The organism is Streptomyces sp. A012304 (genome assembly GCF_026008495.1).
Taxonomy (GTDB): Bacteria; Actinomycetota; Actinomycetes; order Streptomycetales; family Streptomycetaceae; genus Streptomyces.
This window is the reverse complement of the sequence record NZ_BQUN01000013.1, coordinates 1-16,179: the sequence shown is the minus strand read 5'-3', so window position 1 is coordinate 16,179 and position 16,179 is coordinate 1. Positions and strand designations below refer to the sequence as shown.

The following is a 16,179-nucleotide window of genomic DNA, read 5'->3' as shown; positions in this document are numbered from 1 at the left end:
GTTCCCCGGGGGCCGTCTTTCAGCGGCCCCCGGAGCCTGGCGGAACTGACCTGCGGGGTTTGCCCCGCAGGAATTACTTGGCCTTCTCGAGGATCTCGACGACGCGCCAGCGCTTCGTCGCGGACAGCGGCCGGGTCTCCATGAGGAGGACGCGGTCGCCGACACCCGCGGCGTTCTGCTCGTCGTGGGCCTTGAGCTTGTTGGTACGGCGGATGACCTTGCCGTACAGCGCGTGCTTCACACGGTCCTCGACGGCGACGACGACGGTCTTGTCCATCTTGTCGCTGACGACCAGACCCTCACGGGTCTTGCGGAAGCCTCGGGCTTCGGTGTTCTGCTCAGTCACGTTGCTCTCGCTCATCAGGCGCTCTCCACCGTCTCGATGCCCAGCTCGCGCTCACGCATCAGGGTGTAGATCCGCGCGATGTCCTTGCGGACGGCCTTCAGCCGACCGTGGTTCTCGAGCTGACCCGTCGCCGCCTGGAAGCGGAGGTTGAACAGCTCTTCCTTGGCCTCGCGGAGCTTCGCCAGAAGCTCCTCGTTGCCCAGCTCGCGCAGCTCGGACGCCTTGGTACCGGCCGACATCACGCTTCACCTGCCTCGCGCTTGACGATCCGGCACTTCATCGGCAGCTTGTGGGCCGCACGGGTCAGCGCCTCACGGGCGATCTTCTCGTTGGGGTACGACAGCTCGAACATCACACGTCCGGGCTTGACGTTCGCGATCCACCACTCCGGAGAACCCTTACCGGAACCCATGCGGGTCTCGGCCGGCTTCTTGGTGAGGGGACGGTCCGGGTAGATGTTGATCCAGACCTTGCCGCCACGCTTGATGTGACGGGTCATCGCGATACGGGCCGCCTCGATCTGGCGGTTCGTCACGTAGGCCGGGGTCAGCGCCTGGATGCCGTACTCGCCGAACGCAACCTGCGTTCCACCCTTCGACATACCGTTGCGCTTGGGGTGGTGCTGCTTGCGGTGCTTGACCCTACGGGGGATCAGCATGGTGGTCAGGCCTCCGTTCCGGTGCTCTCAGCCGGAGCGGCGGCACCGGCCTCGGCCTGGGGGGCCTCGGCGGCGGGAGCCTGCTGCTGCGGCTTGCGACCGCGCCGCTCGCCACCACGGCCACCACGGGCCGGGCGGTCGGCGCCACCGCGGGCCGGGCGGTTACCCGCACGGGCGGCAGCGTTCTCGGCGCGGACCTCGGCGATGTTCTTCACGTCGCCCTTGTAGATCCAGACCTTCACACCGATGCGGCCGAAGGTCGTCTTGGCCTCGAAGAAGCCGTAGTCCACGTTCGCGCGGAGCGTGTGCAGGGGCACGCGGCCCTCGCGGTAGAACTCCGAGCGGGACATCTCGGCACCGCCGAGGCGGCCACCGCACTGGATCTTGATGCCCTTGGCGCCGGCCTTCATCGCCGACTGCATGCTCTTACGCATGGCGCGGCGGAAGGAGACGCGGGAGGAGAGCTGCTCGGCGACGGCCTGGGCCACGAGCTGAGCGTCCGTCTCGGGGTTCTTGACCTCGAGGATGTTCAGCTGGACCTGCTTGCCCGTGAGCTTCTCGAGGTCGCCGCGGATGCGGTCGGCCTCGGCGCCACGGCGGCCGATGACGATGCCCGGACGCGCGGTGTGGATGTCCACGCGGACGCGGTCACGGGTGCGCTCGATCTCGACCTTGGAGATGCCGGCGCGCTCCATGCCGGACGTCATCATCCGACGGATGGCGACGTCTTCCTTGACGTAGTCCTTGTACAGCTTGTCGGCGTACCAGCGGGACTTGAAGTCCGTGGTGACACCGAGCCGGAACCCATGCGGGTTAACCTTCTGGCCCATTACCGGGTTCCTTCCTTGCTGGCGACGACCACGGTGATGTGGCTGGTCCGCTTGCGGATCCGGTAGGCACGGCCCTGGGCGCGCGGACGGAACCGCTTCAGGGTCGGACCCTCGTCGACGTACGCCTCGCTGATGAACAGCGACGAGGCGTCCGTGTGGTCGTAGTTGTGCGCGGCGTTGGCGATGGCGCTGTCGAGCACCTTGCCGACCGGCACGGAGGCTGCCTGCGGAGCGAATCGCAGAACAGCCTGGGCCTCCGTGGCGTCCATGCCACGGATGAGGTCCACCACACGGCGGGCCTTCATGGGCGTGACGCGGATGTACCGCGCCTGGGCCCTGGCTTCCATGGTTGTCCCTTCAGAGTTACTTACGTGTCTGAATGCGATCCGCTACTAGCGGCGCTTCGACTTCCGGTCTTCCTTGACGTGACCCCGGAAGGTGCGCGTCGGCGAGAACTCGCCGAGCTTGTGACCGACCATCGACTCGGTGACGAACACCGGGATGTGGGTCTTGCCGTTGTGCACCGCGAGCGTGTGGCCGAGCATGGCCGGCACGATCATGGAGCGACGGGACCAGGTCTTGATGACGTTCTTGGTGCCGGCTTCGTTCTGGGCGTCCACCTTCTTGATCAGGTGGTCGTCGACGAAGGGCCCCTTCTTGAGACTGCGCGGCATCTAAACCCGCTCCTAGCGCTTCTTGTTCGTCTTGCGGCGGCGGACGATGTACTTGTTCGACGCCTTCTTGGGCGAACGAGTACGACCTTCCTTCTGACCCCACGGGGAGACCGGGTGGCGACCACCGGAGGTCTTGCCCTCACCACCACCGTGCGGGTGGTCAACCGGGTTCATCGCCACACCGCGAACGGTCGGGCGGACGCCCAGCCAGCGCTTGCGGCCGGCCTTGCCCCAGTTGATGTTGCTCTGCTCGGCGTTGCCGACCTCGCCGACCGTGGCGCGGCAGCGCTGGTCGACCAGGCGGATCTCACCGGACGGCATGCGGAGGTGGGCCATCGAGCCCTCCTTCGCGAGCAGCTGCACGGAGGCACCGGCGGAGCGGGCGAACTTGGCACCGCCACCGGGACGGAGCTCGATCGCGTGGATCGTGGTACCGACCGGGATGTTGCGGAGGGCCAGGTTGTTGCCCGGCTTGATGTCGGCCCCGGCACCGTTCTCGACGCGGTCGCCCTGGTTCAGGCCACGCGGCGCGATGATGTAGCGCTTCTCGCCGTCCGCGTAGTGCAGGAGCGCGATGCGCGCGGTGCGGTTGGGGTCGTACTCGATGTGCGCGACCTTCGCCGGCACGCCGTCCTTGTCGTGACGACGGAAGTCGATCACGCGGTAGGCGCGCTTGTGGCCACCACCCTGGTGGCGGACGGTCACACGACCGGAGTTGTTACGGCCACCCTTGCTGTGCAGGGGGCGGACCAACGACTTCTCCGGCGTGGACCGCGTGACCTCGACGAAGTCGGCGACGCTGGAACCACGACGGCCCGGCGTAGTCGGCTTGTACTTGCGGATTCCCATTTCTCAGTCCTCGTCCGATATCGGACGATCCGGACCGCCCTCAGGCGGTCGGACCGCCGAAGATGTCGATACGGTCGCCCTCGGCAAGGGTCACGATCGCGCGCTTGGTGGCGGCACGCTGGCCGAAACCGGTGCGGGTCCGCTTGCGCTTGCCCTGGCGGTTGATCGTGTTGACCCCGGTGACCTTGACCGAGAAGACCGCCTGGACGGCCTGCTTGATCTGGGTCTTGTTGGCGTTCGGGTCGACGATGAACGTGTACTTGTTCTCGTCGAGGAGCGCGTAGCTCTTCTCCGACACGACCGGCTTCAGCAGAACGTCACGGGGGTCCGTGTACGCCTTGCTGGGAGCGGTGACGACGGTGTTCTTGCCCTCGGCGGCGTGGCGGCGCGCCTTGGCGACGCGCGCGGCCTTGGCGGCCTTGGCGGCCTTGGAGGCGATGCTCGGGTGACGCGTAGCCATCAGGCGTCACTCCCTTCGGTGTCGTTAGACCGGCCAGTCGACGGCCCGGCGACGAAGGACTCGAGAGCGGCCTGGGTGAAGACCACGTCGTCCGAGACGATCACGTCGTACGTGTTCAGCTGGCCCGGCTCCAGGATGTGGACCTGGGGCAGGTTGCGGGCGGACAGCCACGCGGCCTCGTCGGCGCGGTCGACGACCAGGAGCAGGTTCTTGCGCTCCGAGATCTTGCCGAACAGCGTCTTGGCGGCCTTCGTGGAGGGGGTCTCGCCCTCGACCACGCCGGTGACGACGTGGATGCGGTTGTGACGGGCCCGATCGGTGAGGGCGTGACGCAGGGCGGCAGCCTTCATCTTCTTCGGGGTCCGCTGCGAGTAGTCGCGCGGCACGGGACCGTGCACGACGCCACCACCGGCGAACTGCGGCGCGCGGGTCGAGCCCTGACGGGCGCGGCCGGTGCCCTTCTGGCGGTACGGCTTCTTGCCGCCACCACGGACTTCACCGCGGGTCTTGGTCTTGTGCGTGCCCTGGCGGGCAGCCGCGTTCTGCGCGACGACGACCTGGTGGATCAGCGGGATGCTGACCTTCTCCACGCCGAAGATCTCCGCGGGGAGCTCGACGCTACCGGTCTTCTCGCCGGCAGGCGAAAGGATGTCAACAGTGCTCATCGGTTACCTCAGGCCCCCTTGGCCGCGGTGCGGACCAGGACGAGGCCGCCGTTCGGACCGGGAACCGCGCCCTTGATGAGCAGCAGACCCTTCTCCGCGTCAACGGCGTGGACGGTCAGGTTCTGGGTGGTGACCCGCTCGTTGCCCATGCGACCCGCCATGCGGAGGCCCTTGAACACACGACCCGGGGTGGCGCAGCCGCCGATGGAACCGGGGGAGCGGTGCTTGCGCTGGGTGCCGTGTCCGGCGCCGAGGCCACGGAAGTTGTGGCGCTTCATGACACCGGCGAAGCCCTTGCCCTTGCTCTTGCCGGTCACGTCGACCTTCACGCCGGCCTCGAACACCTCAGCGGTGATCTCCTGGCCCAGCGTGTACTCGGAGGCGTCCGCGGTGCGGATCTCGACGAGGTGGCGACGGGGGGTGACGTCGGCCTTGGCGAAGTGGCCCTTGAGGGGCTTGTTCACCTTGCGCGGGTCGATCTCGCCGAAGGCGATCTGGACGGACTCGTAACCGTCGACGTCGTTGGTGCGGACCTGGGTCACGACATTCGGACCGGCCTTGACGACGGTGACGGGAACAACGCGGTTGTTCTCGTCCCACACCTGCGTCATGCCGAGCTTCTCGCCCAGGATGCCCTTGATCTGCTTAGCCATTCTCAGATCACCGGCCTCAGAGCTTGATCTCGATGTCGACACCGGCCGGGAGGTCGAGTCGCATCAGAGAGTCAACGGTCTTGGGGGTCGGGTCGAGGATGTCGATCAGGCGCTTGTGCGTGCGCATCTCGAAGTGCTCGCGCGAGTCCTTGTACTTGTGCGGCGACTTGATGACGCAGTACACGTTCTTCTCAGTGGGCAGCGGCACCGGGCCCGCGACCGACGCACCAGTGCGGGTCACCGTCTCGACGATCTTCTTCGCCGAGGAGTCGATGACCTCGTGGTCGTAGGCCTTGAGCCGGATGCGGATCTTCTGTCCCGCCATGGCTACTCAGTAGTCCTGTCTCTCTTACGCTCTGGAACCTGGTGTTCCCCTACCCGCCCCTCCGACCCACGCGGTCGGGCGTGTCGCGCTTCCGCTGACACAGATGTCCCTTGTTCGAACATCCCTGCGGAATGCACACGGCCCTTCCGGTACCGCAAGCCGGGGGCGGAAGGCCCACCGGGTGCCTGGCCGGTGCCGCGCCCACGCTTCCCGGAAGATTCCCGTACGTCCGCCCCAGTGCTGCCCGCAGGCAGTTAGGGCGACGAGTACTGTGGGACTCGCTTCCGGTCCTCCCGGCGGGAGGCGCGCAGCATCAACACTCGACCGAGCAACCCCGCTAGTCTGCCATACAGGGCAGGCGCTCCGCCAATCGAGCCGGAGAGAATACCCCGGGAGTGACGTAGGTCAAACCCGGGCGCCCGGCAGTCCACGGCGGCTCACCAGCGGAACGCGCCGCTCCAGAGGCCTCCCACCGCGCCTCCGGCACCGCACCTCGCGCCGCCCCGGCACGAAGCGCAGCCGGGCCCTCGGCGCCCACGCGAAAGGGCCCGTACGACCGGAGTCGTACGGGCCCCCTCAGGAGCTCGCAGCTGGAGCTACCAGGTCAAGATCACTTCGTGATCTTGATGACCTGGCCGGCGCCCACGGTACGACCACCCTCACGGATGGCGAACTTCAGGCCCTCTTCCATGGCGATGGGCTGGATGAGCTCCACCTTCATCTCGGTGTTGTCACCCGGCATGACCATCTCGGTGCCCTCGGGGAGGGTCACGACGCCGGTCACGTCCGTCGTACGGAAGTAGAACTGCGGGCGGTAGTTGTTGAAGAACGGCGTGTGGCGGCCACCCTCGTCCTTGGAGAGGATGTAGGCCTGCGCCTCGAACTCGGTGTGCGGGGTGACCGAGCCCGGCTTGATGATGACCTGGCCGCGCTCGACGTCCTCGCGCTTGATGCCGCGGAGCAGCAGACCGACGTTCTCACCGGCCTGGCCCTCGTCGAGCAGCTTGCGGAACATCTCGATGCCGGTGACCGTGGTGGAGGTCTTCTCGGTCTTGATGCCGATGATGTCCACGGTCTCGTTGACCTTCAGGACACCACGCTCGATACGGCCGGTGACGACCGTACCGCGACCGGTGATCGTGAAGACGTCCTCGATCGGCATGAGGAACGGCTTGTCGACGTCGCGCTCCGGCTCCGGGATCGCGCTGTCGACGGCGTCCATCAGCTCCAGGACGGACTGGCCCCACTCGGCGTCGCCCTCGAGCGCCTTCAGCGCCGAGACCTTGACGACCGGGACGTCGTCGCCCGGGAACTCGTACTCGGAGAGGAGCTCACGGACCTCGAGCTCGACGAGCTCCAGGATCTCCTCGTCGTCGACCATGTCGGCCTTGTTCAGGGCGACGACGATGTACGGCACGCCGACCTGGCGGGCCAGGAGCACGTGCTCCTTGGTCTGCGGCATCGGGCCGTCGGTGGCGGCGACCACGAGGATCGCGCCGTCCATCTGCGCGGCACCGGTGATCATGTTCTTGATGTAGTCCGCGTGACCCGGGCAGTCGACGTGGGCGTAGTGACGCGCCTCCGTCTGGTACTCGACGTGCGCGATGGAGATGGTGATACCGCGCTGACGCTCCTCAGGAGCCTTGTCGATCTGGTCGAAGGCCGAGGCCTCGTTCAGGTCCGGGTACTTGTCGTGCAGCACCTTGGTAATGGCGGCCGTGAGGGTCGTCTTACCGTGGTCGATGTGACCGATGGTGCCGATGTTGACGTGCGGCTTAGTCCGCTCGAACTTCGCCTTCGCCACTGGGGTCCTCCTGTGGAGTGGTTCTGTACGCCTTACTTCATCGGCGCCAGGTGATCTTTGCTGGAAAGCCCGGGCCTCGGGACGAACACCCGCGTCGGCGGGTGTTCGCCCCGCGAGGCTCCGGAGTCAAGCCTAAAGCGTGTGAACGGGGTGCGTTACTCGCCCTTGGCCTTCGCGATGATCTCCTCGGCGACGTTCCGCGGAACCTCGGCGTAGGAGTCGAACTGCATCGAGTAGCTTGCGCGACCCGACGTCTTGCTGCGGAGGTCGCCGACGTAGCCGAACATCTCCGACAGGGGCACGAGGCCCTTGACGACGCGGGCACCGGCCCGCTCCTCCATGGCCTGGATCTGGCCACGGCGGGAGTTGATGTCGCCGATGACCTCACCCATGTAGTCCTCGGGCGTGGTGACCTCGACGGCCATCATCGGCTCGAGCAGCACGGGGCTGGCCTTGCGCGCGGCCTCCTTGAAGGCCTGCGAACCGGCGATCTTGAAGGCGAGCTCGGAGGAGTCGACCTCGTGGTAGGCACCGTCGATCAGGGTGACGCGCACGCCGGTCATCTCGTAACCGGCGAGGATGCCGAACTGCATGGCCTCCTGCGCGCCGGCGTCGACCGAGGGGATGTACTCCTTCGGCACACGGCCACCGGTGACCTTGTTGACGAACTCGTACGACGTGTCGCCGCCCTCGATCGGCTCGATGCCGATGATGACGCGAGCGAACTGGCCGGTACCACCCGTCTGCTTCTTGTGGGTGTACTCGACCTTCTCGACGGCCTTGCGGATCGTCTCGCGGTAGGCGACCTGCGGCTTGCCGACGTTGGCCTCGACCTTGAACTCACGGCGCATACGGTCGACCAGCACCTCGAGGTGCAGCTCGCCCATGCCGCCGATGATGGTCTGGCCGGTCTCCTCGTCGGAGTGGACCTGGAAGGACGGGTCCTCCTCGGCGAGGCGCTGGATCGCGATGCCCAGCTTCTCCTGGTCGCCCTTCGACTTGGGCTCGATGGCGACCTGGATGACCGGCGCCGGGAAGTCCATGGACTCCAGGATGACCGGGTTCTTCTCGTCGCAGAGCGTCTCACCGGTGGTGGTCTGCTTCAGGCCCATGACGGCGACGATGTCGCCGGCGCCCACCGACTCGATCTCCTCACGCTTGTTGGCGTGCATGCGGTAGATCTTGCCGATGCGCTCCTTGCGGCCCTTGACCGAGTTGAGCACGGCGGAGCCGGACTCGAGGCGGCCGGAGTAGACGCGCACGAAGGTGAGCTTGCCGAGGTGCGGGTCGCTCATGATCTTGAACGCCAGCGCCGACAGCGGCTCATCGTCGGAGGGCTTGCGCTTGACGACCGTCTCCGGGTCCTTGACGTCGTGGCCCTCGATGGCCTCGATGTCGACCGGCGACGGCAGGTAGCGCACGACCGCGTCGAGCAGGGGCTGGACACCCTTGTTCTTGAACGCGGTACCGCAGAACACGGGGGTGACGGTGGTGCCGCCGCCCTTGCCGGACGCGATGGTGATCCGACGGATCGCCGCGTAGAGCTGCTCCTCGGAGGGCTCGGTGCCCTCGAGGTACAGCTCCATGAGCTCCTCGTCGTTCTCGGCGACGGCCTCGAGCAGCTTGCCGCGCCACTCCTCGGCAGCCTCGGTGTGGGTGGCCGGGATGTCGACGACGTCGTACATCTCGCCCTTGGTCGCCTCGGCGGACCAGACCAGGGCCTTCATGCGGACCAGGTCCACGACACCCTGGAAGTCGGCCTCGGCACCGATCGGGAGCTGCATGACGATCGGCTGCGCGCCCAGGCGGTCGACGATCATGTCGACGCAGCGGTGGAACTCGGCACCGGTGCGGTCGAGCTTGTTGACGAAGCAGATACGCGGAACGCCGTAGCGGTCCGCCTGACGCCACACGGTCTCGGACTGGGGCTCGACGCCGGCGACGCCGTCGAACACCGTCACGGCACCGTCGAGCACGCGCAGGGAACGCTCCACCTCGACGGTGAAGTCGACGTGGCCCGGCGTGTCGATGATGTTGATGGTGTGGTCGACGTCTTCCAGCGGCCAGTGGCAGGTGGTGGCAGCAGAGGTGATCGTGATGCCACGCTCCTGCTCCTGCTCCATCCAGTCCATGGTGGCAGCGCCGTCGTGGACCTCACCGATCTTGTACGAGACACCGGTGTAGAACAGGATCCGCTCGGTGGTGGTCGTCTTGCCCGCGTCGATGTGGGCCATGATGCCGATGTTGCGCACCTTGGCCAGGTCAAGCGAAGTGGTAGCCATAAGGCTTCAGTCTTCTCTCGGTCTCGATGTGGACTGCGACTACCAGCGGTAGTGCGCGAAGGCCTTGTTGGACTCGGCCATCTTGTGCGTGTCCTCGCGCTTCTTCACAGCGGCGCCGAGGCCGTTGGACGCGTCGAGGAGCTCGTTCAGCAGACGCTCGGTCATGGTCTTCTCGCGACGGGCGCGGGAGTAACCGACGAGCCAGCGCAGCGCCAGGGTGTTGGCACGGCCGGGCTTGACCTCGACCGGGACCTGGTAGGTGGCGCCACCGACACGGCGGGACTTGACCTCGATGGTCGGCTTGATGTTCTCGAGAGCGCGCTTGAGCGTGATGACCGGGTCGTTGCCGGTCTTCTCGCGCAGGCCCTCCATGGCGCCGTAGACGATGCGCTCGGCGGTCGAGCGCTTGCCGTTCAGCAGCACCTTGTTGATCAGGGAGGTCACCAGAGGAGAACCGTAGACCGGGTCGATGATGACCGGGCGCTTCGGGGCGGGGCCCTTACGAGGCATTCTTACTTCTCCTTCTTGGCGCCGTAACGGCTGCGGGCCTGCTTGCGGTTCTTGACACCCTGGGTGTCGAGGGAGCCGCGGATGATCTTGTAGCGAACACCCGGCAGGTCCTTCACACGGCCGCCGCGCACGAGCACGATGGAGTGCTCCTGCAGGTTGTGTCCCTCACCCGGAATGTAAGCGGTGACCTCGATCCCGCTGGTCAGACGCACACGCGCGACCTTACGCAGGGCCGAGTTCGGCTTCTTCGGGGTGGTCGTGAACACACGCGTGCAGACGCCGCGACGCTGAGGGGAACCCTCGAGTGCGGGCGTCTTGTTCTTCTCGACCTTGTCCTGCCGGCCCTTGCGGACCAGCTGCTGGATCGTAGGCACTACTTCTCCGGTTTCTGTGTGCCGATGGGTACAGCTAACCTGGAACTTTGCCGACCCACGCGGTCGGGTGTGTCGAATCCCGCGGACTCCCGCCGCCAGGCAGAAAGAGGCGCAGATTACGGTGGCCGCTCACGGACCCCGATGCGGTTTGCAGGCACGCACGAGGGCCAGGGCACACCCCAGGCACAAGGTCTGAGCGTACCCAGCGCAATGACTCCGGTCAAAACAAAAGGCGCAGCCCCGACACGCAGCGGTTACGTCCGCGAAGTCGTCGAGGGGTGTGGTAGCGGGACGTCGGGGGCCCCTTCGGGCTTCCGGGCCGTGTCCGGGGCGGTCTCCTGGGCGGTGTCATGGCCGATGAAGTACGTCGGGCGGTTCTGGACGGCCGTGTAGATGCGGCCCACGTACTCGCCGAGGAGACCCACACAGACCAGCTGGACCGCGCCGATGAACAGGACGCCGGTGAAGAGGGAGGTCCAGCCGGGGACCGTGTGGTCGAAGGCGTGGGCGCTGAGGGTGTAGACCATCAGCCCGATGCAGACCAGGAAGGCGAAGCCGCCGAGCCAGGTGGCGATGCGCAGGGGCGCCGCGGAGAAGCCGGTGACGCTGTCGACGGCGAGGCGGATCATCCGGCCGAGGGGGTACTTGCTCTGGCCGGCCGGGCGCGGGGCGCGCTCATAGGTGACCTGGCCGCTGGGGAAACCGAGCCAGGGCACCAGCAGGCGGTAGACCCGCTGCTGGTCCGGCAGGGCCTTCAGGGCGTCCACCGCGGCTCGGCTGAGCAGCCGGAAGTCGCCCGCCTGCGCGGGGACCGCAGGGCCTGCCAGGCGGCGGACCAGGCGGTAGTACACGCCGGCCGTCCACCGTTTGAAGCCGGTGTCGCTGGCGCGGTCGGCCCGGATGCCGTAGACGATGTCCAGGTCCTCACCGCGGGCCAGCGCGAGCATCTCGGGGATCTTCTCCGGCGGGTCCTGGAGGTCGGCGTCGAGGCTGACGACGTACGCTCCGACGGCGCGGTCCAGGCCGGCGGTGAGGGCGGCCTGGTGGCCGGAGTTGCGGCGCAGGCCGATCACGCGCAGCTGCGGCCAGCCCAGCCGGAACGCGCTGAGCAGTTCGGCGGTGCGGTCGGTGCTGCCGTCGTCGACGGCGACGACCTCGTAGGCGACACCGAGGTCGGCGAGGACCGGACGCAGCCTGCTGACCAACGCGGGAAGGACCTCTTCCTCGTTGTACATCGGTATGACGACCGACAAGACGGTCGGCTCTGCTCCAGCCACCCGCCCTCCCCCAACCTGTGGTGCGCGTGTGCGACTCTGTTGTGATCTTATGACTGACACTTCACGATCATCCGGACAGTGGTTCCTCCCCGGAGGTCCGGCGATCGGGGCCGAGGGGGGTCCACACTCATGAGCACGGCTTCCAGCGACGCGGCGACGGATCCCGCCGTGCCCGGCGGGCAGGAGGAGCGGCCCCGAGGGGTCCGCCGCCTCACGGTGCCGGCCGGTCTACGACCGTACCTTGCCCCGCTGCTCCTGTACGGCACCCTGAAGCTCGTCGGTCTCACCGTCTTCGTGTTCCTGCTGGAGGCGGCCGACGAGTACCAGAAGAAGAATCCGCGCTTCGGCGGCGGTGCCCACTGGTGGGACGTGCTCGCCACCTGGGACGGTTGGTGGTATCTCCAGGTCGCCGAGAAGGGCTACGACCCGAGTCCGCTGGAGCGGCTCGACCCGGGCGGGCTGTTCACGGTCAAGCAGAACTCCGTCGCCTTCTTCCCGCTGTACCCGGGTCTGATCCGGGGGGTGTCGGAGGTGACGGGGCTGAGCCTGCTCGGCTCCGGGATCCTCGTCTCGGTCCTCGCCTCCTTCGTCGCGGCCGCCGGCATCTACGCCGTGATCTCGCTGCTCGCGGGGGTCCGGGCGGGCACGATCGCCGCCGGGCTGTGGGCGGTGGTGCCCGGCGCGGGTGTCGAGTGGGCGGTCTACTCGGAGTCGCTGTTCGTGGCGATCGCGGCCTGGTGCTGCTACTGCGTGATGAAGCGCCGCTGGGTGGCGGCGGGGCTGCTCGCCTTCGTCGCCGGGCTGAACCGGCCGACGTCGGCCGCGCTGATCGGGGCGGTGGGGCTGGCCGCGCTGGTGACGCTGGCCCGGCGGGAGAGCCGACGCGAACACGGCGTCGTCGGCCCGGTGTACGCCATGGTCGTCGCGCCGCTCGGCCTGCTCACCTACGTCGCCTGGGTCGGCCTGAGCATGGGCGACCTGACGGCGTACTTCACACTCCAGCGGGAGGGGTGGGCGCACTACTTCGACTTCGGCAAGTACACGCTGGACGTGCTGGGCAACACGGCGATCGGCAAGCACGACTACCTGTTCGCCTTCTCCGTGCCCGACCTGATCGCCGTCCAGGTGGTGCTGGCGCTGCCGTTCCTGATCGCGCTGATGCTGCGCAAGAGGCCGCCGCTGGTGCTGGTGGCGTACACGCTGGCGAGCATCGTCACCGTGCTGGGCACGCAGCAGATCTTCGGCAACACCCCGCGCTATCTGCTGCCCTGCTTCCCTCTCCTGCTCGCTCCGGCGGCGGCGATGGGCCGCCTGAAGTGGCCGAGCCTGGCGGTGTTCTTCTCCACGGCGGCTCTGGCGTCGGGGTGGTACGCGCACTTTGTGATGTTCGAGCTGGGCATTCCGTAGCGGAGCGGGTTCCGGCCGCCCGTGGGCAGGGGTCGGCCGGAGCCGATCGTGGGCGGGGGCCCGATCGTGGCCGGGGTCACCCCGAGCCGATCGGGGCGGGGGTCAGCCCGAGCCGATCGAGGCCAGGGTCAGGAGGGCGATCAGGACCGCCCAGCCCGCGACGGAGAGCCAGCCCAGGACCAGGCCGGCCATGGCGAAGCCGTCACCGCCCTCGCCGGTGCGGCGGATCTCGGCGCGGGCCGAGTGGCCGAGAATCACCGCCGGGATGCCGGTGAGCCCCATGGTCATGGTGGTGAGGACACCGCAGACCATGGAGCCGATCGCCTTGCCGTTCGTGGGCGGCGGAGGGGCGGGCAGGAACGTACGCGGCACGGCCGGGCCGAACGTCGGCACCGGCTGTGCCGACGGCTGCATGCCCAGCGGGCCCTGCGGCAGGTCGGCGACGAGCAGGGACAGCTCACCGACCGTACGGGCCTCGTACGCGCGGGCGACCCGGCGGTCGAACTCGGGTTGCTGGAGGCGCCCCTCGCTGAAACCCGCTCTGAGCACGTCCACGGCGCGCTCACGATCCGCGTGGGAGGCGAGCATGGACGACGCACTGCTCTGCCCCTGCCACGGCTGCCATGGCGTTGGATAGGACACGGACACCTCCCCCGGATGGCGTGATTGCCTCCATCATTCCCCAACGCTCCGTGGACGGCAGCGGTTCCCCCTCCGCTCGCTTCTCTTGTGGCGCCGGTGCCTCACCGCGTCCGGCGGTTCGTGCCCCGTGCCGCGCGTTCGGCCGCGAAGACGTCCTCCAGGCGGAAGAGCTGGGCCCGACCCGCCTTGCCCGCGGGTCGGAGGTGGCCGAGCTGGACCCATTTGCGGATGGTCGCGGGGGCGACGCCCACCTCCTGGGCGGCCAGCGGGCCGGGGATCAGGGTCGGTCGCTGCTGCCTGTCGTCGCTCATCGTGCCGTCGCCTCCCATTCGCGCTCGTCCCAGGTGTGCCGGTAGGCAGGGTCGTCGTGGCAGCCGCAGTCCCGCTCGGAACAGCGGCAGGCCGGGTTGACGCACAGGACGGCCCCGCGGTCGGGGAAGGCCCGCAGCGACACCGAGTCGCACCAGGGGCAGCGTCCGGAGATCCGTACGACGGTCTCGGTGTCGCCCAGGGCGCGGGCGCAGCGGCGTGCCATCCGCCGGGTCTCGTCGCGCACATGGGCGGCCAGGACGGGGTCTGCGGCGACGCGGTCGAGGAGGGCCGCGATCCGCTTGAGCCGCTCGGGCACCGGCGCCCGGCGCGGGCGGGGCAGGCGGAGACGGTCACGGACGGCCTCCTCCAGTTCGACCACGCCGTCGGAGATGTCGCGCAGCGCGTCGGACACGTACAGGCGGAGGGGGGCGGCGCTGTGGCCGGGGGCGACGAGGCCGTGCTGCTGGAGGAGCAGCGCCTCCTCGCGCTCCTCGCGGATCCGCGCGCCGAGACCGGCCGGGGGCGGCGGCGACGGCCGCTGGGCGGGCGCGGCGCGGCCGGGCACCAGCTCCGCCGAGAGCTCGGGGAGCTGCTGGAGCAGCTGCGTGATCCACAGGGCGGCCTGGGTGACGGGGTGGGTGTCGGAGAGGTGGGTGTTGGTGGGGTGCTCCTTGACGAGATCGGCGTCAGCGGGGTGCCCCCCGCTCACTCGCCGCACGCCGGGCCGCCCCTGCCTCGATCGGTTCTCAGCCAAGGAGGCCTCCTTGGGCGGTGGGGGCGATGGGGGTGGGCAGGGCGGTGGGGGCGGGCATGGCGGTGGTCGGGGGCATGTGTGGGACCGGGCGGCCCGAGCGCCAGAGGCGGCCGCCGCAGACGCCGTCGAACCAGCTCTCCGCCGGGGCCACCGCTTCCTCGCAGGCGCGGCGCACCGTGCAGGCGACGCAGGCGCGCAGGGCGGGGGCGGCCTCCTTGGCCTTCTTGGAGAAGACGACGCGCGGGGGGAGCCCGGCGCAGGCGGCGGCGGTCTGCCAGCCGGCGGGGCGCGACGGACGTGGGCGGTCCGGCGGGCAGGAGCTGATGTCGGGCATGGGCATGGGACCCCCCTGTCGGTTCGGAAGACGGTCCGGTGAACGAGCCGTACGAAGTGAACGCACTCCAGAGTACAGATTGCGTGCGTGCACGCAACAAACTTCCGGACTTCGACGCTCCGCCGCCCTCCCGAAATCTCCACGAATCTCCATGAAGGGCCCGCACTTTGCGCAGTGCTTGCACGAGAGCACGTAATACCGCGCGCGCAAGCAAGCTAAACTCTTGCCACCCCCGAAGGAAGCGAGCAGAGATGACCACCCAGGATCTGGACGCGTTCGCCGCGTGGGTCGAAGACCTGATGCGCGACCGCGGCTACGACATCGACAGCCCACGCGGCGGCGGGAAGTCCCGGATCGCGGACGAGGCGGGCGTTCACCGCGCAGCCGTCACCCGTCTGCTGCAACGGCAGAGCATGCCCGACCTGGAGACCACACGCCGCCTCGCGCGCGTGCTCGGTGTCCCCGTTCGCGACATGCTCATCCGCTCCGGCCGGCTGACCGCCGAGGAACTGGCCGACCCGCACGACCATCCGGCCGCCCCCGCGCCCAGCGCGGAGTTCGGCCGCCGCCCCACCTTGGAGGAGGTCGCCGATCTCCTGGGAGTACCCGCAGACCGGCGGGAGATGTTCGTCAGAGTCGTGGAGCAGTTCCTGCCGAACGACGACGAGATCGCGGCGCAGCCGGAGCGCGAGGACCGGCGGGTGCCGGTGGAGGCCGCGACCGCGGCGTCCCACGGCGTCGACTGACCCCGGCGGCCGACGCCGTTGACCGACGCTGTCGACCGACGCCGTTGACCGACGCCGTTGACCGAGGCTGTCGACCGACGCCGGCGAACGACGAGGTCGACCGACTCCGCCGGCGAAGACGCCGACTACGAGCACCCGTGGGCCGACGGGTGCCCCTTGTAGTCGCGGCGCCGCTCATCCCTCACCGCAGTACGCCGCCCCCCCCCAGCCCCCGATCTCCACAGCCGGCCGGCACAGCCCGCAGCCCCCTCCCCGCAGCCGGCCTCCCCCCTCCCCC

The 16,179-nt window shown here is 68.5% G+C and carries 22 protein-coding genes; 2 read left to right on the top strand and 20 right to left on the bottom strand.

Features of this window, described 5'->3' with window-relative positions; translation table 11 throughout:
• Positions 1-73: 73 nt before the first annotated feature.
• The 16 genes from rpsQ to ALMP_RS04090 form a co-directional block, all read right to left on the bottom strand.
• On the bottom strand, positions 74-361 hold the full coding sequence (gene rpsQ, locus ALMP_RS04165; protein ID WP_030641193.1) for a 30S ribosomal protein S17: 288 nt from the start codon (positions 359-361) through the stop codon (positions 74-76).
• Positions 361-585, bottom strand: coding sequence for a 50S ribosomal protein L29 (gene rpmC, locus ALMP_RS04160; RefSeq protein ID WP_003974259.1), 225 nt, complete (start codon positions 583-585; stop codon positions 361-363). The genes rpsQ and rpmC overlap by 1 nt, the downstream gene beginning before the upstream one ends.
• On the bottom strand, positions 585-1,004 hold the full coding sequence (gene rplP, locus ALMP_RS04155) for a 50S ribosomal protein L16 (RefSeq protein WP_009190136.1): 420 nt from the start codon (positions 1,002-1,004) through the stop codon (positions 585-587). Before rplP ends, rpmC begins: the two co-directional genes overlap by 1 nt.
• A 5-nt stretch (positions 1,005-1,009) precedes the next feature.
• On the bottom strand, positions 1,010-1,834 hold the full coding sequence (gene rpsC, locus ALMP_RS04150; protein ID WP_189933361.1) for a 30S ribosomal protein S3: 825 nt from the start codon (positions 1,832-1,834) through the stop codon (positions 1,010-1,012).
• Positions 1,834-2,181 (bottom strand): 50S ribosomal protein L22, encoded by a 348-nt coding sequence (gene rplV, locus ALMP_RS04145; protein WP_003998827.1) that lies wholly within the window; start codon positions 2,179-2,181, stop codon positions 1,834-1,836. Before rplV ends, rpsC begins: the two co-directional genes overlap by 1 nt.
• A 45-nt stretch (positions 2,182-2,226) precedes the next feature.
• Positions 2,227-2,508, bottom strand: a complete 282-nt coding sequence (rpsS, locus tag ALMP_RS04140) for a 30S ribosomal protein S19 (RefSeq protein WP_023547380.1) — start codon at positions 2,506-2,508, stop codon at positions 2,227-2,229.
• A 12-nt stretch (positions 2,509-2,520) separates the two neighbouring features.
• The gene (gene rplB / locus ALMP_RS04135; protein WP_264924823.1) at positions 2,521-3,357 is read right to left on the bottom strand and encodes a 50S ribosomal protein L2; all 837 of its coding nucleotides are present in this window, start codon (positions 3,355-3,357) and stop codon (positions 2,521-2,523) included.
• 40 nt (positions 3,358-3,397) lie between these two features.
• A complete protein-coding gene (rplW, locus tag ALMP_RS04130; RefSeq protein ID WP_264924822.1) occupies positions 3,398-3,817 on the bottom strand; it encodes a 50S ribosomal protein L23 in 420 nt (139 codons plus the stop codon).
• Positions 3,817-4,482, bottom strand: a complete 666-nt coding sequence (gene rplD, locus ALMP_RS04125; RefSeq protein WP_264924821.1) for a 50S ribosomal protein L4 — start codon at positions 4,480-4,482, stop codon at positions 3,817-3,819. The genes rplW and rplD overlap by 1 nt, the downstream gene beginning before the upstream one ends.
• An 8-nt stretch (positions 4,483-4,490) precedes the next feature.
• A complete protein-coding gene (gene rplC, locus ALMP_RS04120) occupies positions 4,491-5,135 on the bottom strand; it encodes a 50S ribosomal protein L3 (protein WP_014674369.1) in 645 nt (214 codons plus the stop codon).
• A gap of 16 nt (positions 5,136-5,151) precedes the next feature.
• Positions 5,152-5,460: a 30S ribosomal protein S10 gene (rpsJ, locus tag ALMP_RS04115; protein ID WP_003948644.1), complete on the bottom strand. Its 309-nt coding sequence runs from the start codon at positions 5,458-5,460 to the stop codon at positions 5,152-5,154.
• Positions 5,461-6,070: 610 nt separating this feature from the next.
• Positions 6,071-7,264, bottom strand: coding sequence for an elongation factor Tu (tuf, locus tag ALMP_RS04110; protein ID WP_264924792.1), 1,194 nt, complete (start codon positions 7,262-7,264; stop codon positions 6,071-6,073).
• Between the two features lie 155 nt (positions 7,265-7,419).
• Positions 7,420-9,546: an elongation factor G gene (gene fusA / locus ALMP_RS04105; RefSeq protein WP_264924790.1), complete on the bottom strand. Its 2,127-nt coding sequence runs from the start codon at positions 9,544-9,546 to the stop codon at positions 7,420-7,422.
• A gap of 39 nt (positions 9,547-9,585) precedes the next feature.
• A complete protein-coding gene (rpsG, locus tag ALMP_RS04100; RefSeq protein ID WP_264924788.1) occupies positions 9,586-10,056 on the bottom strand; it encodes a 30S ribosomal protein S7 in 471 nt (156 codons plus the stop codon).
• A 2-nt stretch (positions 10,057-10,058) separates the two neighbouring features.
• The gene (rpsL, locus tag ALMP_RS04095; protein ID WP_003948652.1) at positions 10,059-10,430 is read right to left on the bottom strand and encodes a 30S ribosomal protein S12; all 372 of its coding nucleotides are present in this window, start codon (positions 10,428-10,430) and stop codon (positions 10,059-10,061) included.
• Between the two features lie 254 nt (positions 10,431-10,684).
• Positions 10,685-11,707, bottom strand: a complete 1,023-nt coding sequence (locus tag ALMP_RS04090; protein ID WP_264924687.1) for a glycosyltransferase family 2 protein — start codon at positions 11,705-11,707, stop codon at positions 10,685-10,687.
• A gap of 129 nt (positions 11,708-11,836) precedes the next feature.
• Between ALMP_RS04090 and ALMP_RS04085 the strand changes: the two genes are divergently transcribed.
• Positions 11,837-13,114, top strand: coding sequence for a glycosyltransferase family 39 protein (locus tag ALMP_RS04085; RefSeq protein ID WP_264924686.1), 1,278 nt, complete (start codon positions 11,837-11,839; stop codon positions 13,112-13,114).
• Between the two features lie 102 nt (positions 13,115-13,216).
• On the opposite strand, the gene ALMP_RS04080 is transcribed toward ALMP_RS04085, so the two are convergent.
• The 4 genes from ALMP_RS04080 to ALMP_RS04065 all read right to left on the bottom strand — a co-directional run bounded on the left by ALMP_RS04080 (position 13,217) and on the right by ALMP_RS04065 (position 15,162).
• Positions 13,217-13,702: a DUF1707 and DUF4190 domain-containing protein gene (locus ALMP_RS04080; RefSeq protein ID WP_264924914.1), complete on the bottom strand. Its 486-nt coding sequence runs from the start codon at positions 13,700-13,702 to the stop codon at positions 13,217-13,219.
• Between the two features lie 155 nt (positions 13,703-13,857).
• Positions 13,858-14,067, bottom strand: coding sequence for a hypothetical protein (locus tag ALMP_RS04075; protein ID WP_264924685.1), 210 nt, complete (start codon positions 14,065-14,067; stop codon positions 13,858-13,860).
• Positions 14,064-14,684, bottom strand: a complete 621-nt coding sequence (locus ALMP_RS04070; RefSeq protein ID WP_264924913.1) for a hypothetical protein — start codon at positions 14,682-14,684, stop codon at positions 14,064-14,066. Before ALMP_RS04070 ends, ALMP_RS04075 begins: the two co-directional genes overlap by 4 nt.
• 130 nt (positions 14,685-14,814) lie before the next feature.
• On the bottom strand, positions 14,815-15,162 hold the full coding sequence (locus ALMP_RS04065; protein ID WP_264924683.1) for a WhiB family transcriptional regulator: 348 nt from the start codon (positions 15,160-15,162) through the stop codon (positions 14,815-14,817).
• Between the two features lie 245 nt (positions 15,163-15,407).
• Here ALMP_RS04065 and ALMP_RS04060 point away from each other — a divergent pair, with 245 nt between their 5' ends.
• On the top strand, positions 15,408-15,902 hold the full coding sequence (locus ALMP_RS04060) for a helix-turn-helix transcriptional regulator (RefSeq protein ID WP_264924682.1): 495 nt from the start codon (positions 15,408-15,410) through the stop codon (positions 15,900-15,902).
• Positions 15,903-16,179: the final 277 nt, after the last annotated feature.

Coding starts and splice junctions, on each gene's coding strand:
- ALMP_RS04075 (WP_264924685.1), bottom strand. CDS start 14,067: ATGAGCGACGACAGGCAGCAGCGACCGACCCTGATCCCCGGCCCGCTG.
- rplB (WP_264924823.1), bottom strand. CDS start 3,357: ATGGGAATCCGCAAGTACAAGCCGACTACGCCGGGCCGTCGTGGTTCC.
- ALMP_RS04065 (WP_264924683.1), bottom strand. CDS start 15,162: ATGCCCATGCCCGACATCAGCTCCTGCCCGCCGGACCGCCCACGTCCG.
- rplW (WP_264924822.1), bottom strand. CDS start 3,817: ATGGCTACGCGTCACCCGAGCATCGCCTCCAAGGCCGCCAAGGCCGCC.
- fusA (WP_264924790.1), bottom strand. CDS start 9,546: ATGGCTACCACTTCGCTTGACCTGGCCAAGGTGCGCAACATCGGCATC.
- rplC (WP_014674369.1), bottom strand. CDS start 5,135: ATGGCTAAGCAGATCAAGGGCATCCTGGGCGAGAAGCTCGGCATGACG.
- rpmC (WP_003974259.1), bottom strand. CDS start 585: ATGTCGGCCGGTACCAAGGCGTCCGAGCTGCGCGAGCTGGGCAACGAG.
- rpsG (WP_264924788.1), bottom strand. CDS start 10,056: ATGCCTCGTAAGGGCCCCGCCCCGAAGCGCCCGGTCATCATCGACCCG.
- rpsC (WP_189933361.1), bottom strand. CDS start 1,834: ATGGGCCAGAAGGTTAACCCGCATGGGTTCCGGCTCGGTGTCACCACG.
- ALMP_RS04060 (WP_264924682.1), top strand. CDS start 15,408: ATGACCACCCAGGATCTGGACGCGTTCGCCGCGTGGGTCGAAGACCTG.
- rpsQ (WP_030641193.1), bottom strand. CDS start 361: ATGAGCGAGAGCAACGTGACTGAGCAGAACACCGAAGCCCGAGGCTTC.
- rplD (WP_264924821.1), bottom strand. CDS start 4,482: ATGAGCACTGTTGACATCCTTTCGCCTGCCGGCGAGAAGACCGGTAGC.
- ALMP_RS04080 (WP_264924914.1), bottom strand. CDS start 13,702: ATGCTCGCCTCCCACGCGGATCGTGAGCGCGCCGTGGACGTGCTCAGA.
- rpsJ (WP_003948644.1), bottom strand. CDS start 5,460: ATGGCGGGACAGAAGATCCGCATCCGGCTCAAGGCCTACGACCACGAG.
- rplV (WP_003998827.1), bottom strand. CDS start 2,181: ATGGAAGCCAGGGCCCAGGCGCGGTACATCCGCGTCACGCCCATGAAG.
- rplP (WP_009190136.1), bottom strand. CDS start 1,004: ATGCTGATCCCCCGTAGGGTCAAGCACCGCAAGCAGCACCACCCCAAG.
- ALMP_RS04085 (WP_264924686.1), top strand. CDS start 11,837: ATGAGCACGGCTTCCAGCGACGCGGCGACGGATCCCGCCGTGCCCGGC.
- rpsS (WP_023547380.1), bottom strand. CDS start 2,508: ATGCCGCGCAGTCTCAAGAAGGGGCCCTTCGTCGACGACCACCTGATC.